Annotated in this window: 13 protein-coding genes; 6 read left to right on the forward strand and 7 right to left on the reverse strand. The window is 63.1% G+C overall.

Features of this window, described 5'->3' with window-relative positions:
• Positions 1-270 precede the first annotated feature (270 nt).
• Both RE027_RS03345 and RE027_RS03350 read left to right on the forward strand, forming a co-directional pair.
• Positions 271-1,308: a hypothetical protein gene (locus RE027_RS03345; protein WP_368806819.1), complete on the forward strand. Its 1,038-nt coding sequence runs from the start codon at positions 271-273 to the stop codon at positions 1,306-1,308.
• Positions 1,309-1,788: 480 nt separating this feature from the next.
• Entirely contained in the window at positions 1,789-3,336 is a 1,548-nt protein-coding gene (locus RE027_RS03350) for a sugar transferase (RefSeq protein ID WP_368806820.1), read from the forward strand.
• A gap of 749 nt (positions 3,337-4,085) precedes the next feature.
• Here the strand turns inward: RE027_RS03350 and RE027_RS03355 are convergent.
• The 7 genes from RE027_RS03355 to RE027_RS03385 form a co-directional block, all read right to left on the reverse strand.
• A complete protein-coding gene (locus RE027_RS03355) occupies positions 4,086-5,528 on the reverse strand; it encodes a hypothetical protein (RefSeq protein WP_368806821.1) in 1,443 nt (480 codons plus the stop codon).
• 479 nt (positions 5,529-6,007) lie between these two features.
• Positions 6,008-7,408 carry a Coenzyme F420 hydrogenase/dehydrogenase, beta subunit C-terminal domain gene (locus RE027_RS03360; RefSeq protein WP_368806822.1) on the reverse strand — a complete coding sequence of 467 codons (1,401 nt, stop codon included), beginning with the start codon at positions 7,406-7,408 and terminating at the stop codon, positions 6,008-6,010.
• Positions 7,409-7,436: 28 nt separating this feature from the next.
• Positions 7,437-8,582 carry a lipopolysaccharide biosynthesis protein gene (locus tag RE027_RS03365; protein WP_368806823.1) on the reverse strand — a complete coding sequence of 382 codons (1,146 nt, stop codon included), beginning with the start codon at positions 8,580-8,582 and terminating at the stop codon, positions 7,437-7,439.
• A gap of 43 nt (positions 8,583-8,625) precedes the next feature.
• Complete coding sequence (locus RE027_RS03370; protein WP_368806824.1) at positions 8,626-9,738, reverse strand: hypothetical protein; 1,113 nt, start codon at positions 9,736-9,738, stop codon at positions 8,626-8,628.
• 1 nt (position 9,739) lies between these two features.
• Entirely contained in the window at positions 9,740-10,747 is a 1,008-nt protein-coding gene (locus RE027_RS03375; RefSeq protein WP_368806825.1) for a glycosyltransferase family 2 protein, read from the reverse strand.
• Complete coding sequence (locus RE027_RS03380; RefSeq protein ID WP_368806826.1) at positions 10,744-11,916, reverse strand: glycosyltransferase; 1,173 nt, start codon at positions 11,914-11,916, stop codon at positions 10,744-10,746. The genes RE027_RS03375 and RE027_RS03380 overlap by 4 nt, the downstream gene beginning before the upstream one ends.
• Positions 11,913-12,521, reverse strand: coding sequence for an LbetaH domain-containing protein (locus tag RE027_RS03385; RefSeq protein ID WP_368806827.1), 609 nt, complete (start codon positions 12,519-12,521; stop codon positions 11,913-11,915). Before RE027_RS03385 ends, RE027_RS03380 begins: the two co-directional genes overlap by 4 nt.
• Before the next feature lie 186 nt (positions 12,522-12,707).
• On the opposite strand from RE027_RS03385, the gene RE027_RS03390 reads away from it, so the two are divergent.
• From RE027_RS03390 to RE027_RS03405, 4 genes are all read left to right on the forward strand, one after another.
• Positions 12,708-13,931 carry a glycosyltransferase gene (locus tag RE027_RS03390; protein WP_368806828.1) on the forward strand — a complete coding sequence of 408 codons (1,224 nt, stop codon included), beginning with the start codon at positions 12,708-12,710 and terminating at the stop codon, positions 13,929-13,931.
• Positions 13,932-14,010: 79 nt separating this feature from the next.
• Positions 14,011-15,045 carry a GDP-mannose 4,6-dehydratase gene (gene gmd / locus RE027_RS03395; RefSeq protein WP_368806829.1) on the forward strand — a complete coding sequence of 345 codons (1,035 nt, stop codon included), beginning with the start codon at positions 14,011-14,013 and terminating at the stop codon, positions 15,043-15,045.
• 14 nt (positions 15,046-15,059) lie between these two features.
• A complete protein-coding gene (locus RE027_RS03400) occupies positions 15,060-16,061 on the forward strand; it encodes a GDP-L-fucose synthase family protein (RefSeq protein ID WP_368806830.1) in 1,002 nt (333 codons plus the stop codon).
• Between the two features lie 44 nt (positions 16,062-16,105).
• A complete protein-coding gene (locus tag RE027_RS03405; RefSeq protein ID WP_368806831.1) occupies positions 16,106-17,797 on the forward strand; it encodes a tyrosine-protein kinase domain-containing protein in 1,692 nt (563 codons plus the stop codon).
• The last annotated feature ends 13 nt before the right edge of the window (positions 17,798-17,810 follow it).

Below are 17,810 nucleotides of genomic sequence, written 5' to 3' on the forward strand. Positions count from 1 at the left end.
GCCCTCCAGTGCGGCACGGCCATCGCCCCGTGGCCATCCCGTCCGCCCGTCCTCGGCCGGTGGAGGCAAGGGATCAACAGATCCAGCACCTGCCACGACTGGTCACTGACCAGTCTCTGGGGTGCCTCTGCTCGACCGTGGCGACCAGGATCGTCATGACCCGCCGGGTGCGATAATCCCATGTTTGTAACGTGGCCAGAAACCGTAGTGGAGCGCCGAGCGGATCTGTAGGTTCTACGGAACCACGCCGTGCTTCGAAGGAGACAGCTCATGTTCAGGATTCGTCGTGCGATCGCCGTCGCGGCGCCACTGCTCCTCGCGGGAGCACTGGCAGCACCTCCGGCACATGCGGACCACACGCGCCAGCACACGTGTGAGCAGGCGGGCGGAAGCTACTCGGCCGGCTCGACGCAGAACCTGGACCGTTGTGTCGTCACGACAACGACCTCCGTCACCGGACCGTTCGGTGTGCCGACCAGGACGTTCAGCGAACCCCGGCCCGACGGCACGAGCCCGATCGTCATCGACGGTCCCACGACCCCCACCGGCGAAACCACGACCGACTCCGAGCAGCGCAACGTCGACGATCCGAATAGCGTCGTGACTGTTGTCCCCGGCACGCCCACGACGACCGAGCGCACCGAACGCGGCACACCGACCAGCACGGAGGCCCCTGGCACGCGCAACTGCGAGCGCGTCAACGACGAGAACGCCAGGAGGCCGGTCGAGAGGTGTGAACGCACGGTGGTGACCACCACGACGACTCCCACCACCGTGGTCACGACGGTGACCACCCCGCAGACCGAGCGCACGGTCACGGCACAGGCACGCGAGGAGTGCACCACGACGACGCAGCAGACCAGCTTCGTGCGGACGACGACGCAGGGCCAGGTCCGGGACGAGACCGTCACGTACCAACAGCGCACGCGCACCACGACCACCACGACCACCTACAGGTACGCGAACAACACCACCGGTCCACTGGTGCCGGTCGTCTTCGCGGGGGGCGGACCGAACCCGCAAATCAGGAACGAGGTCACGCCGGCCGAGCCGCTCGTGACGACGAACGAGGTTCCGATCCAGCCCAGCACCACCACGGAGACGATCGCTGGTGAGCCGATCGTGGGCGAACCGGTGTGCACACCCACCGCCCCCGACGTCACGACGACCGATCGTGAGCTCGAGCCCCTCGTCGTCGAGACCAGTCGCCCCGGCGAGTCGATCGTCACCACCTCGGCTCGTGGCACCGGTCAGACCTGCTACAACAACCCCTCTACAGCGGAACAGCGCCGCAACACCTGCTCGTAGCGCTGACGCGAAGGCCCGCCCCCGTTCCTCCGGTGGCGGGCCTTCGCGATGTCTGCGGCCGACGCCGTCCTGCTCCGCGTCGACTGGGATGCCTTCTGCCTGGCCACGGCAACCATGATCCTCATCGGCCCGCGGGCTTGCCCCGCCGGTGCACCGTCGCCGGCAGCCGGAAGTGCCGCGCGACATTCATGAAGAGGCGCACATCCCCTCAACGGGGGACACACGAGCGGACCTCGAGCAAGGCCGCCCTTCAGCGACGACCGGACTGTGTGCTGCGCCACCACTAGGGATTTCGCCGTTCCGCGAGTTCTCGGGGCGGCAAGTGCACACGCAAACATTCGAAGTCATATAGGCGGATACATCCATTTGCGCCCCTAAACTGATGACAAGTGCAATGCAGCGCGCGGTCCACCGTCACTCCCTGGGCTGGGAGCCGACACCCCAGGTGGCCGCGCGTTTCCACGGGGAGGGAGCCACGCCATGCTCAAGGTCAATCAGGTCGCTCACGCGGCAACGGAGCACCACGCCCAGGAGCTGGCCGAGCAGCGTCAGCAGGACCACGCCGACCGCACCCCTGCGTCCCAGACCGGGTGGCGCTCCGCGTATCTCAACCGCCTGCGCTGGGCCGACGCCCTGGCTGTGATTGTCGCGCTCGTCGGCACCCACCTGCTCCGCTTCCAGCTCGAGCACGCCGGTCTGGAGCTGGGACCGCGGTCCGTGCCCTACGCCATCGTGGGCATTGTCCTCGCCTTCGTATGGTGGACGCACCTGGGCCTGCGCGGCGCCCGGGACGTCCGGCTCATCGGCCACGGGATGGAGGAGACCCGCCAGGTGGTCACCTCGAGCCTGATCCTCTTCAGCGCGATCGCCATCATCTCCTTCGGCTTCGACCTCCCCACCGCCCGCAGCTACGTCCTGATCGCCCTGCCCCTCGGCATCGGGCTGCTCATCCTCGGCCGGTTCGCCGTGCGGGACCGGCTGGTCAAGGCCCGGTACCGGGGCGAGGCCCTCTCCCGGACCATGGTGGTCGGACGCCTGGGCGGTGTCACCGACCTCATCAAGTCCCTGCGCCAGCACCCGACCTCGGGGCTCGAGGCTGCCGCCGTCTACGTCCCCGAGAGCCGGCACCCCATGCCGGCGGAGCTGCAGCGCGTCAAGCTGCCCCTCAACGCCCTGGCGCCCGGTGAGCGCCCCTCCGTTCAGGGGGTCATGAACGCCTGCCGCCGGCACAGCGTCGAGACCGTGGTGCTGTCCTCCAACGTGCCGCTGAGCACCACGGAGATCCGCCACCTCAGCTGGGAGCTCGCCGACGCCCACGTCCGCCTGGTCATGGACACCGGCCTCACCGACATCGCCGGGCCCCGCATCCACATGCAACAGGTGGCCGGACTCCCCCTCATCCACGTGGCCACGCCGCGCCTGAGCCGCAGCCGGGCACTCACCAAGCGGCTCATGGACATCGTCGGCTCCGCGGCAGCCCTGCTGCTCCTCTCCCCCGCCCTGCTCACGCTGGCCCTCATCGTGAAGACGCACGACCAGGGCCCGGCCTTTTTCGCCCAGGAGCGCATCGGCCAGGACGGCAGCCGCTTCAAGATGCTGAAGTTCCGCAGCATGCGCACCGACGCCGAGCAGGTCCTGCAGCGCCTCAAGGAGCAGAACGAGGGCGCCGGCCTGCTGTTCAAGATGAAGGACGATCCCCGCATCACCATCCCTGGGAAGTGGATGCGCCGCTACAGCCTCGACGAGCTCCCCCAGTTCTTCAACGTCCTCAAGGGCGACATGTCCCTGGTGGGACCCCGTCCCCCGCTCCCCTCCGAGGTGGAGCAGTACGAGGACTACGTCCACCGCCGGCTGCGCGTGCGGCCCGGCATCACCGGCCTCTGGCAGGTCTCGGGACGGTCGAACCTGGACTGGGAACAGTCCGTGCGCTTGGACCTCTATTACGTGGAGAACTGGTCGCCTGTGCAAGATATGTTGATACTAGGGCGCACGTTCAAAGCTGTTCTGGCCAAGGAAGGCGCGTACTAGTTAAACACCCCGAGCGGCGCAAAGACTCAATTAATTAAACCCAGCCTCGTCGCGGATCGGACTACCAGTATGGCGCCGATACTCTCGCCGACCCGAGAAGGTGTGCTCACACCGAGATGGGAAGTTTTTCAGTTTAGCGGCGAAAAGCGCAGTAAGTACACCTTCAAATTCCGCCGCAACAATCGCAACTCCCCTATTATTGATTGAACATTAACCACACTCGAGCAACAGCAAGTCGCGGAAGTAAAAGTCGATGCACCCGGTATATGACATATCGATTGTCGTACCGCGAGAAGCCCGGAAAGCTATGTCGTGCCTGGAAGGTAGTAGGGAACAACCCGCCGAGGTACGCTCCCCAACGGTCCCGACAAGTAGATTCGATCGACCCAAGCCTTGACGGTCTTCCGTAAGCGCTAAAAAGGGGCCCAGCAAAGACAGCCGCAGCCCTTGTTCTGCAGCCAGTGGAGAACGACACATCACGAACATTTTATCCACTGCACTACGCCAGCTCATCAACATGGTCACGCTGTGCAGGCTGAGCGCGTGGATGGGCCTCCTTTTCGTTGACCGGGCCAATGCGATTGATCGACGAAATACCAAAACTGATCTAGATCAACACAGGCGCTTCTTCTCTGCATTTCAACAAATGACAAAGCCATACAAATGGTTGCGAAAACGCTCCTCGTCCCCAATTTTTTCGACACCATTGGAGGTTGCACCGGCCGAGTAAACGGGTACGCATCGGCGGGTCAACTCGTAGTATTCAATCTACCCAAGGGCAAACTCGTTGTCCTGCACGGAGAGAATTTGCGAAGTGATTGCCGTAAGAACAGCGGTCGCACTACCCGCCACCAAATTACGTACGCGACCAATAAGGCTAAAGAATAATAGAGCATACGAACACTTGATCGAAGATTGTACTGAATTACATAAAGTAGGAACAATGTGACAAGCCCGAGGTGGGCGAAGGCGATAAGTTGATGTCCTCGAGTATTCAACTCACGCAGATGGCGATCTAACAAGCACAGGTAAACCCCGATCACGAGGAAAAACACAACAAGGGCGGTTGTCCCGTGGTGAAGTAATTCACCTACACCCGGTGTGGGGGTGAATGCGTTGAGTCGCATGGACTGGGCAATGTCGTACCAGCCGGCACTTTCGCCCGTCCGCGGGTCGAGTGACGTGGACAAAGCTCCTGAAGGGAACCGCAAGTTCACCGTAGAACCAATTAGCGGGACGCTAATTAACACCGTTTTGGCGGCAGTGCCGAGCCCTAGGTCGGCACCAAAATAGTCGTCCAAAGACTTTAGATAGGGAATTAAGCCATGCAAATCTAGGGTACGCCAGTACAACGGTAAAGGCACAAGGAAAAGCGCAGCAACACCACCCATGGCCAGAATGCGACTGGATACCTTGTCGTGGCGAGCGACGTAGTATCCAATGGCTAGCAAAACCGGAATTGCCGCGAACCGTCTGGACCCGGTCGAAAGCATCAGCGTAGTGAACGCCATCACATTCACTAGCACAAACAACCAAGCCACTCGGCGCTCGGTGTGAAGCAAATATCCGCAGATCACCATAGAAACGATGCCCGCTAGGGATAGTGCTCCGCCAAAGCCTCCTGCGCTGTCCTCCGGTAGATACGTCCCCCGCTCGAGCAGGTTGTCGATCCCGCGGACGCCAATGAGCATGGCCGTAGGGACCGCCGTAGCAAATACGAGCAGTACACGTAGCTTTCGCCGAATATGAAGTACGCCCATGTGGAGGCTGGCCGTCGGCCGCTTGGTAAATAGTACGACGGCCAGCGCACCGATGCTTGTGGCGAGGCTCGCGCAAGTAAGCGCCCAGAATCCCTCAGCAAGAATATCGGGATCTGCGGGCATCCGGATGCCCGCAGCGTGCGGGATATTCTCCAACGCCGGGTACAGGATGTACCCTGCGACCGCCACGATTAAAAGGCCCCCCGAAACAAGCAAAACAGGCGACACTAACGACTTGCCCACGAACTTCAGGACCGACGCAAGCGCGATGACCGACGCTACAGCCAGCGACGCAGACGGGAACTCCAGCACAGCGAGAACAAGCACCCCGCTGCCGAGGAGAAACCATAAAAACAACCCTCGTCCATGCTGAGCCTCTAGTAGGTGCGGCATAGCACGGCTAAGCGTCGCGACTCGGGGGGTGTATTGCATGAGTTAAATTCTACAGGGCCATCGTCCACATGACGGCCGCCGTGACACGACCTCCAGACACTCCTACCGGTCTTCTCAGCTCTATGCGGACCCGTGAAGCTCCGCCCGCGCATAGAACTGCATATCACCTGTCGTAGACATGGTCGGCTCCACCCGCCCATTGGCAGCCAATACGGTGACACGCGCACTACGTTCGGGCTCCGAGCGTCCACTGGCGCAGGCATTGGTGCACTAAACTTATTTATGACAGCACTTCAATTGCCGCCAAATTTATGGGTATCGTCGAAATTACAGACACTTTTTATCGAAATTCCAGTGTGCAAGTCCATCACCCTTATCGTTCTGATAACACGCCTATTAGCATTACTTCTAGGTCGGTGCTTTAGACCACGTTTAGTTCTTGTATGGTTTCGGCGCACCAACACAGCAACCTCTAACAGGAAGGTTCAGCCAGCCAACCATCTAGGGCAATCAAAATTTTATGACCCAATCTTTCGGCACCTCGCGACAATCAACCAAAAGCTCCTTTTAGCCTTACCTACGGCGCGCTTGGAGTACGAGGGTTTGCTCCAACGGTCATAAGCTCTAATTAGCGGAACCATCCCCTTCAGGTAGTGCTCTAGATCGCCCTTCTCCTTAGCGATTTGGAACAGACCAAAGCTCGCTGCCGAGAGCTGCCGACGCTGGCGAATCACTCCCAGCCGCTGAGAAGAGATGCCGCTATACCCTGGCTCGACTCTTTTTTGGGGAACCCATCGCCCGGCCTTGATGTCGTCCATCAAGCGCACCCGCAAGCCAAGGCGCCGGTGACGGTAATTGCCAGCTTGCGCTTTCGCAACCGCATCTACCTCGAGAGGTTCGACCTCTAGTTGCCCTGAAGCTACACCGTCCGAGATCAGTCCGTCGATGACTTCGTTTCGCGTCACCACGATGTTGTGACCGCGCCAATCGGCTTCGTACTTCGGCAACCAAGCGTCCCCAAAGACCACATCCGCTGTTTCCGCGTAAATGTCGTCACAGAAATTGCAGGCATTGGGCTGAAACACCGAATGGCCCCAGCTTCCGCCAACGAGGTCCATGGGTGACGAAGTCGTGTAGCTGTCCTTTCCAATAGCCTGAACACCGAACTGGTAACCCCTAGAGCCAGCGTCTGGATTCTTGATCCGGAAGTCGACTCTGCCAATTTCACTGGGTTCGACGCCCAGTTGCCAAGCCATCGACTCGGCATATGCGGAGGTCTTCAGGTGCCCGCAGACCAAACCCAGGTAGTAGATAATTTGCTCGCGCAGGACGGCGTCGACATCGGCGAGCGAACGAACGGCCTTGATAAAACACGGAATGCCGACGAAGGCATAGCGGCGCCCGTCTCCGCGAATCCGCTCCAGGACCTCCGCGAATGAGACGGAGTAGTACATAGACTTCCGGTGAGCATTGATTTCCTCGACAGTGGTCGAGACGCGGTACTCGAAAAGCCTGTCCTCCGAGGCGTTGCCTACATGAATGACACCGTCCACGAGATTTTTTTCCAGAAGTCGTTGCGCCACCCAGCTTGTCATGCCGCCGGAACTGCTGCCTTCAACCCTCCCCTGTTCGACAACCCGGGCTGCCACAGTATTCCGATACATGCCAATGCGCTCGTCCTTGGCCAACGCGGGGTCGAAAAGACGTGCAGCCATGGCCGTCTCGTCATCAGACTCATCGGCCCAGGGGCAAACTCGACTCGCGTTGGCACGAGATTTAGCATCCATACTGTCGAGATCGGCTTGAAACATGCCAATGTCGCTGAAAAATACCTTTGCACCTCCACCGGTGGAGACTCCGCAACCACCACACCCGATACAGCAGTCGTTCGCAATAACCTTGGATATCGACTCGGTCATAGTTAAATCCCTTCTATGCTTGCTTGCTTCACTGTGACGGCTTGCGCACCCAAAAGGCCGTCAGGATTGTCAGTTGAAAAATGATCCCACCAACGTAACCCGCGGCTCCCATTTCCAGTCCTCCGTATGCGCTGCCGGCCCATAGGCCACCCAATGACAACAAAGAACCGGCCATCGAAATGCGAGACACGAGGGCATGTAGGCGTAGTCCCTGCATCGCAGCATTCATCATATAAATCATAGATAGGCTCAAATAACCGACGAAGTATATGAGGGTGACCGGAACAGCGGATCTGAATTCTTCGCCGAGCATCGAAACGATGATTGGTTCGATGAACACTGCCAGGGCTAGCAAAATGACTGCGATAAAAGCTGTGACTAAGCCGGCAGCGAGCATGAATTTTCCTTTAGGCAGCGTACCGGCCGCAGATGTCCTCGGGAGCACCAATGTTGCTAATGACGTAGGAATCATCATGATTGGCGAGCCAATTTTCGATGGCACCGCGAGAAGCCCGGAAGCAATCGGCCCCAGCGCAATGCCCACGACTGGGACGTCGAGCAGTCGTATCTGACCGCTTACCGTGTCCCACCAGTAGTGCTTCGAATCTTGGACTATTCTTCGCACATCCATAGGTTGGCTTCTTAAAGGCACGAAATCAATCATCCGCCGGAGGCGCCAATTGCATGCAGCTTCGGAAGCCGCGATGGACATCGAGAAGGCGAACGCCACGGGCAGTGACGACATCACTCCAACCACGAAGCTCACCAGCGCTAAGACTCGCCTAAGTGCCAGGTTGCTCGAAAACAGACCGGTTTGCCCGTCAGCCACAGCGATGCTGTTAAGGACTGCGGCGTCTCGCTGGAATCCCAGAGCGAGGACGAGAGGCAGGAACCACCAGGCTCTACCGTCCCAGAGCATCGTCATCAAAACGATTACGGACAGTAGCGCGACGAGGACCGAGCTGATGATCTTGTTGAGCCGGTAAATCCCCTGGACGTCCCCATGCTCTCTGTTCCTGGCACGGACCACACTCATGTAGGGCCCAAGCCCGAGACCCAGCATCCACGTCATGGCCGTGACGACTGACTGGACGGCGATGACAAGGCCGAAGTCACCTGTGCTTGACCAGCGGGCCAACAGCACCAATGAACAAGTTTGAGCGACTGCCGCCACAACCCGACCCGACAGTAAACCCGCGACCTGCCTGCCGAGGTTCCTACCTTTGAACAAGGTCAGGATCTTCCCGAGCGGATAGAGGTGACACTGCGACGACCCGGGATTCGATGTCCTTAAGCTGCATGTGAGCGGCCATGACTTCAGCACGGATCTTGTCACGGCGTCCGTGAATGGAGTTGAGGAAGCTGAGCATTGTGGCCGCAGACGATCCTTCGGCGTCCTGCGTGATGCCCGTGATCCCTGCGGCCTGGAAGTGCGTTGCCACCTTGTTGCTAGGCTTCGGCACCAGCTCACAGGGAATGCACCCGCCGAGTGCTCCGAGAATCAGCACATGCAGCCGATCACTGATGACCACAGCCCCCTCGGAGTACATCCGGCGCAACAGATGCTCCTGCTCCATGTCGTCCCGATTTCCAAAGTCGATGCACTCACCACCCAGCGCACTGGCGAGTTCTGCGGTGCGGACCTCGTCCTGACGAACCTGGGCGATGCAGGTGATAGTCAGCCCTTGGTTGCGCGCAAACGTCCGCACGGCTTCCTCCCAGGCTGCGGACGGCCGGGACCGCAATCCGCGAAGGCTGATCAACAGCCGGGGACGAGGCGAAGATTCCTCGCCGTAGGGCGCTTCACTGAATGCGATGTCGGGAACTACCCGTCCCGTGCGGACCAGTGTCCTGCTGTCTGACTCACGCCAGAGGACTACCGCCGACAACTGCAATCCCAGCTTGTGCCAGATGGTCATAGCCCGAGAAGGATGACTCAACGAACGAGGCGGTCGGATGACACGCCCGCCCTTGAGACGGGTCAGGACACTGAACAGGAGCACCATGGTCTCCCACTTATATTGATTAAGTCTCAAATCCACCTCGCCCGGTTCTAGGACGAGAGTAAATCCGCGCGGCGCCCTCAGCATGGCTATGACCCACGCCTTTATGTCCTTCTGCCGGTAAAGATCGTCCTGAGTCGTCAGACCGATTTGCCGGCACCACATGTCCGGCGCCCTGCCGACGAAGGCAGCCACCGGCTGTCCGCACATGCGGGCCCAGGCGAGTGATCGCCGGCGGATCAACGCGTCACCGATGTTCGGGTAGTCGCCGGTAAGGGTGACGAATACCTTGTTTTCGGACTGTTCATCACTCGAGAATGTGGTCATTTCAGTTCGTTCCTCCTGGGCGCAGGGAGCCCCATTTTTTGGCGTGATGACGTCGGTAGATCGTGCCGTACAGTCGAGGCACCCATTTGAGAGCCGCTGCTTTGAGTAATAAGGCGGGCTGGTCCCGGCGCCATGAAGCCGCGAGCGCCCAAGGCGTGATGCTGCTGCGGTAGGGAATTTTCGATATGTCAGGTCTGGCACTGGACAGCACGCTGTTCGCGGCGGGGATCATGACATGTGACCAGGTGAAAAGTCGGAGCTCTCCGGCGAGTTGCGCACCGACCGCACTTCTCTCGACTGCCTCTTCGGCCGCCTCCGCGCAGCGAATGAGGTTCTCCCACTTGTAATCGGCGGATTGAAGTATGGACCCGTCATGGACGTCATAAAAATACTTTTCGCCCGGAACAGTAACTACCAGGCGTGAAGCCACAACGAGACGTATGGTGCCGGCAAGATCCGAATGGGCCCTCATCTGCGGGAAGGGGTACGCTTCTAGCCGTGCCCTCCGGATCAACTTGTTCCACAAGTGACCCTGTAGTTCCCCTCGCAGGACACGCCGCAACGCGTCCTCACCGGTGATGGTCTCGCGCATCGGGGCGTCATGGATCAAGGAGACATGACCAGTTTTGGCCACCACTCTCTGGGCATCGCAGACCACAACGTCCACTTCCGGATCTGACACTCCGCTCCAGAGATGCAGCAGGATGTCGGAGGACCACGAATCATCACCATCAACGAACCAGACGAACTCGCCCGACGCCTCGGCGACCGCGGCGTTTCTCGCTGCCGCCACTCCGCACGATGAAGCGTTCTTGATGATCCGGTGCGGCACAGAGGACGAACCGCTCCACTGCCGAAGCACGTCCGCCGTTCCATCTGTGGACCCGTCGTCAACGACGATTAGTTCCCACGAGTCGAATACCAGGCTCTCGATACCCGCGAGGGCATTCTCGAGGTATTTGCACCCGTTTCGCACAGGCATAATGACGGAAATTTTCGGACTCGTCATTGGACTCGCTCCAACTGAGCTCGGGTCTCTAGGCCACTTTGGAGAACGTCCTGGTACACGGCTCCCAACTCGGCGCCGATGCGACGGAGATCGAACTGCCGTTCCACCAGTCGTCTGGCAGCAGCGCCCATCTGCGATCGCAGCGACCTGTTTTCGACGAGCTCACGGATTGACTCGGCAAGAGCCGCCCCGCTGTCGTCGATGACGTACCCGGCCCCGGCAGCTGCCACTTGGTTGCTTAGGCCACAGGTGTCGGTAATGACGACTGGCTTGCCGGCCGCCATCGCCTCGATGACCGACATCGGAAACGGTTCGTCAACGGAGGGCAACACGTAGACGTCGCACTTCATCATCCTCCCGAGTGTCTCCTTAGGATCTAGGGAGCCTTCGTAACCGATGCGATCCGCGAATCCGGAGTTCGCGATGGTGCGCTGGATAGCTGAAGCTTCTCCTTCGTCCGGGCCCACGAGTTTGAATGACGCTGAGATCCCACCGCCCAGTAGCTCTCTCGCGGCCTCGACGAAGGCCTTTGGCCGCTTTCTGCTGTGCAACCGGGCGAGGTACAAGACTTCAACATCGACTTTCGTACCGGTCGCCCGCTCGACTGCGTCATCGGCCGGCAGAGTAACGCCGTTAGGAAGATGCCGTAGTACGAGACCATGCCCCGCGACGTCCGTAAGGTCCTGGCGCTCCCGTTCCGTCAGGTACAGGACTGTCCGGGCCGCCCCAAGGACGGGGCGTGTGAGGAATAGATCCAAGGGCACGGCCAGCGGGTTGTCGGTCCGATCGACCATGCCATGGGTCTGGAGAACTAGCGGCTTGCCCATCAGTAGAGCGAGCACGGCCGCCGGCAGAGTCACCAGGTCTCGTGCCAGATGCACGTGGACCACGTCGGCGCCGCGGACGACCTGCGCGAGCCATCTGAGCAGGCCGGGCGACGTGAGACCAGCGAAGCCGGACTTTGGCACCAGTCGGCGAGCGTGGAAAAGACGGACCGGGAAGCCGTCGAACTCAGCTGGCAATGGACCCTCGAAGCCGCCCGCAGCAGCCGCGACTATGACCGTGTGACCTTGCTCAGTCAGAGCCTTGGCCTGATTGATGGCCACCCGCACGGGTCCGCCATAGGCGCCGTCGGGGCTGATGTAAGTGACGACCTGGAGAATCCTCACGCCTGTTCCGCCTTGTCGTTGACCACGAAACGTCGCCCCTTGGTCTCCGCCGCGGGAGGTCCGATGATGTGGTTCGCCTCGACGTCTTGATTGACCAAGGTCAGCGGCTGCACCAGCGCCGAGCGACCCACTGTCACTCCCCCGGTGACCACGCAACGCGAGGTGAGCCAGGCGCCGTTGTCGATCGTGACCGGCCGGGTGATGAGACCCATGTCCTTGCGGTGCGCATGACTGCCGGTGGTGATGAAGGTCTCCTGGGACACCACGGCATCGTGACCGATCGTGACCTGGTCCTGGTTGTGAATCCACACACCTTCACCGATCCAGGACCGGTCTCCGATCTCGAGGTTCCAGGGGAATTTGATGCGAGTACGGGGCCGGATGATGACGCCGTCGCCGATCTTCGCACCGAAGGCTCGGAGCGCTTTGGCCCGGAGGCCGGAGCTGATCTGCCAGGGATTGGTGACGAGGACCAGCTCCGTAGCCGACCACAGATAGATCATCCATTTCGGCCGGTTCCAGGCCTCGCCCTCGCCGGGCGCCTTGGAAAGGTCGATGACAGGAACGTCGGTGTCGGCAGGACTGTGCCCAGCGGCGGTGGCCATGAATACCTCTGCGAATGGGGGGCGGGGAGGTCATGTGAGCCGAACCACGGGACGACGTGGGGCGTCGTCCCGGAGCCGGATGCGCTCGCATGTATCGTTCGATTTATACCCCATTCCCTCCGGTGGGCCGCTGATCCCCCTCGGCGTTGCTCCCAGTGTGACGAAAGCATCCTCATGCCCCCACGTTTGACGATCATCGGTATCAACTACGCCCCGGAGTCCAGCGGCAACGCCCCGTACACCACGTCCCTCGCCGAAGGCATGACCGCGCTCGGGTGGGACGTCCGGGTCATCACCGGCTTCCCCCACTACCCCCAGTGGCAGGTCTATGACGGCTACGAGGGGCAGACGCTGGACGAGAAGCAGAACGGCGTCGGCGTCCTCCGTCTGCGCCACTACGTGCCGCACGAGCCCAAGCTGCTCAACCGTCTGCTGATGGAGGTCCACTTCGGCGTTCGCGCCGCCCTGACGGACTGGGGCCGCCCGGACGTCGTCCTCTTCGTCAATCCGGGACTCTTCTCCTCGGGCGTGGCGGCTCTCCGTGCCAAGCTCGGCCGGCGCCGCCCGGGAACGGCGATCTGGATCCAGGATCTGTACTCCCGAGGGCTCGAAGAGGTGCACACCTCCGCCGCGGCACTGGCCCCCGTCATGCGGAAGGTCGAGGGACTCGTTCTCCGCGCCATGGACCGGGTGATCGTCATCCACGACCGGTTCCGCCGCCACGCGGTCAACGAGCTGGGTGTGGCTCCCGAGCGGGCACTCATCCACCGCAACTGGTCCCACATCACTCCGCAGCACGCCATCGACACCGCCGCAGTCCGCGAGCGCCGTGGCTGGGCCGAGGACGAGGTGGTCGTCCTCCATGCCGGCAACATGGGAGTGAAGCAGTACCTCGAGAACGTCGTGGACGCCGCCCGGCTCGCCGACGAACGGGACTCGCGCGTCCGGTTCGTCCTGCTCGGCGCGGGCAACCAGTTGCAGCGGCTCAAGGGCCTGGCGGAGGGCATCAAGAGCCTCGAGTTCATCGCACCGCTGCCCGACGAAGAGTACACGGCAGCGCTGGCGGCCGCGGACATCCTGCTCGTCAACGAGAAGCCCGAGCTCCGGGAGATGTGCGTGCCGAGCAAGCTCACGTCCTACTTCGCCACCGGACGCCCTGTCCTGGCTGCGGTGGACGACGAGAGCTCGTCCGCCGGCGAGATCGAGTCCTCCGGGGCCGGAAAGGTCATTGCCTCGGGCGATCCCGCAGGACTGCTGCAGGCGGCCGAGGAACTGGGCGCCGACCGGGCCGTAGCATCGGACATCGGCGGCCGCGGTCCCGCCTATGTGGCCGAGCACCTCGCCGCGGACGCCGCCATGCGGCGGTGGGACGATGTGCTTCGATCTTTGACGCAACATGTCCGGGTGTGATCACGGGCTTTGCCGGTTGATTCACTAGCATAAAGCTGTCCCCTCAATGGCCCACGCCCCATCCCCCCGAAGGACGATCATGCACGCCACCCCCAAGAAGGCTTTCATCACCGGGATCACCGGTCAGGACGGCTCCTATCTGGCGGAGCTGCTGCTCGCCAAGGGGTACGAGGTCCACGGTCTGATCCGCCGGGCCTCCACGTTCAACACCCACCGGATCGACCACCTCTACTCGGACCCGCACGAGGCCGACGCGCGCCTGTTCCTGCACTACGGGGATCTGTCCGACGGGTCCCGGCTGGTGACGCTGATGGCGCAGATCCGCCCGGACGAGGTCTACAACCTCGCGGCCCAGTCCCACGTGAAGGTCTCCTTCGAGGAGCCCGAGCACACCGGGGACACCACCGGGCTCGGCACCGTCCGGCTGCTCGAGGCGATGCGCCTGGCGAGCGTGGACGCCCGCTACTACCAGGCGTCGACCTCCGAGCTCTACGGCGCCACCCCGCCGCCGCAGAACGAGGACACCCCGTTCTACCCCCGCTCCCCCTACGGCGCGGCGAAGATCTACTCCTACTGGATCACCAAGAACTACCGCGAGGCCTACGACATGTTCGCGGTCAACGGGATCCTGTTCAACCACGAGTCCCCCCGGCGCGGCGAGACCTTCGTGACCCGCAAGATCACCCGTGCGGTGGCCGCGATCAAGGCCGGCAAGCAGGAGAAGCTCTACATGGGCAACCTGCAGGCCATCCGCGACTGGGGCTACGCCGCCGAGTACGTCGAGGGCATGTGGCGGATGCTGCAGGCCGACGAGCCCGAGGACTTCGTCCTGGCCACCGGCGCCCCCTGCACGGTGCGGGAGTTCCTGGAGATCTCCTTCGAGCACGCCGGGCTGGACTGGCGCGAGCACGTCGAGTTCGACGAGCGCTACCTGCGCCCCACCGAGGTCGACGCCCTGATCGGTGACCCCGCCAAGGCCAAGGACAAGCTCGGCTGGGAGGCCACCATCAAGGCCCCCGAGCTGGCCCGCCTGATGGTCGACGCTGACATCGCCATGCTCGAGCACACCGAGGGCTGGGTCGACACCGTCGAGCTCGCCTCCTGGGCCAAGTGACGGAGGACCCCACCATGACAGCTGGCACCACCGAGATGACCGACAGCACCGCGACCACCTTCACCCCCGGGCCGCTGGACCGCACGGCTCCGTTCTACGTGGCCGGCCACCGCGGCCTGGTCGGCTCCGCCATCTGGCGCAAGCTCCAGGCCGAGGGGTTCACCGACCTGATCGGCCGCACCTCCGCCGAGCTGGACCTGAAGGACCGCGACGCCGTGTTCGCCTTCTTCGCCGAGGCCAAGCCGCGCTACGTGGTGCTGGCCGCGGCCAAGGTCGGTGGCATCCTGGCCAACAGCACCTACCCGGTGGACTTCCTCTCCGAGAACCTGCGGATCCAGGTCAACGTCCTCGACGCCGCCCTGGAGCACGGGGTGGAGCGGGTGCTGTTCCTGGGCTCCTCCTGCATCTACCCGAAGCTGGCCCCGCAGCCGCTGAAGGAGGAGTACCTGCTCACCGGCCACCTGGAGCCCACCAACGACGCCTACGCGATCGCCAAGATCGCCGGCATCCTGCAGATCCAGGCCGTGCGCCGTCAGTACGGGTTGCCCTGGATCTCGGCCATGCCCACCAACCTGTACGGGCCCGGGGACAACTTCTCCCCCACCGGCTCCCACGTGCTGCCGGCGATGATCCGCCGCTACGAGGAGGCCCGCGTGTCCGGGGCGGAGTCGGTCACCAACTGGGGCTCCGGCTCGCCGCTGCGGGAGTTCCTGCACGTGGACGACATGGCCGATGCCTGCCTGCACCTGCTCGAACACTACGACGGGTCCGAGCACGTCAACGTGGGCACCGGCACCGACGTCACGATCAAGGAGCTCGCCGGCCTCGTGGCCGAGGCCGTCGGCTACACCGGATCCATCGAGTGGGACGCCACCAAGCCCGACGGCACCCCGCGCAAGCTCATGGACGTCTCCAAGCTGGCCGAGGCCGGCTGGACGGCCCGGATCCCCCTCGACGAGGGCCTCCGCTCCACCGTCGACTGGTTCCGCGAGCACCAGGACGGTATCCGCGAGTGACCTCGACCCACCCCCCGACCCCCGAGCCGATCCCGAGGAGAACCATGGAGCACCTTGACGCAGAGCGGGAAGCCCCCGCGCTCGATGCACGGGATCTCCTGCGCCTGGTGCGCACGCACTGGCGGGCCATCACGCTGATCACCCTGCTGTGCACTCTGCTCGCGCTCGGCTGGACGCTCGTCCAGCCCAAGATCTACTCGGCCACCGCGTCCGGACTGGTCGTGGCGACGGGCGAGCAGGACCTGGCCAGCGCCCTCGCCGGCAACAACCTGGCGCAGTCCAAGGCCGTCTCCTACGAGTCGCTGGCCACGGCCAAGCCGGTCGCCGATGCCGTGATCGACGACCTGGACCTCGACACGACGGCGGAGTCGCTGCTGCCGCGCATCGCCACGAATGTTCCGGTGGACACCCCGGAGATCCGGATCACCGCCGACGCCGAGGACCCGACCGAGGCGGCCGACCTGGCCAACGCCTGGGTCGTGGCCCTGGCCGGGCAGGCACGGGAGGTCGAGAGCCAGGGCGACGAGGACGCGATCAACCGCGTGGCCGTCCAGCCGCTGAGCAACGCCTCGCTGCCGCTGGCGCCCTCCTCGCCGAACCTCAAGCTCAACCTGGCCCTCGGCTTCGTGGGCGGTCTGGGCCTGGGCCTGCTCTACGCCTTCGCCCGGTACAAGATGGACCGCCGCATCAAGTCGGTGGAGGAGATCCGCGACGGCTTCGGTGTCGCGGTCCTCGGTGTCATCCCCACCGACGAGCGCCTCGCCGACCACCGCGAGATCATCGAGACCGGCTTCTCCGGCGGCCGCGGCCACCACGAGTTCTCCGAGGCCCTGCGCGAGCTGCGCACCAATCTCAGCTTCGTCTCCGTGGACCACCCGCCGAAGATGATCGTGGTGACCTCCTCCCTGCCGGGTGAAGGCAAGTCCTCGATCACCGCGAACCTGGCGGTGGCCATCGCCTCGACCGGGCGCAACGTCGTCGTCGTGGACGGGGACCTCCGCCGCCCGGTGATGACCGACCTGTTCGGGCTGGTCGCCGGCGTGGGCGTCACGGACGTGCTGACCGGGGAGGTGCAGGTGGACGAGGTCCTCCAGACCTACGACAAGTTCCCGAACCTGCAGGTGCTCGGCGCCGGCCGCACCGCGCCGAACCCCACCGAGCTGCTGTCCTCGAAGACCATGCACAGCATGCTCGAGACCCTGGCCGAGGACGCCCTGGTCCTGGTGGACGCTCCCCCGCTGCTGCCGGTCACCGACGCCGCGCTGCTCACCGCCTCGGCCGACGGTGCGATCATCGTGGCCACCGCGCAGCGGACCACCACGGACGAGCTGTCCAAGGCGCTGGAGAACCTGCACCAGGTCCACGGCCACGTGCTCGGCGTGGTGCTCAACCGCGTGCCCACCACCGGCGCGGACGCGGGCTACTACGGGTACTACGGCAAGTCCTACTACGCGAGCTCGGACGAGCAGCCGGCGCCCAAGACGGGCGCGCAGCCGGTCGTGGCCGCACCGGCCGGGAAGCAGCCGTGGGGCACCGTGCCGCGCGCCGAGCGCGCCGGTGCCTCCCAGTCGGCCGCGCCCCGGACGACGCAGGAGCCCAAGGCTCCGGCGCCCGAGGACGCCGCACCCGCCCCGCGGGCGCAGCAGTCCAACGGCCAGCCGTCTGCCGAGAGCTTCGGGCTCGAGGCGTGGAATCGCTCCGGCTCCTCCAGCGGGTCCACGGCCACGGGGCACTGAGCACGGTCGGTAT

The sequence above is a fragment of the Kocuria sabuli genome, assembly GCF_040981185.1.
GTDB classification, from domain to species: Bacteria; Actinomycetota; Actinomycetes; order Actinomycetales; family Micrococcaceae; genus Kocuria; species Kocuria sabuli.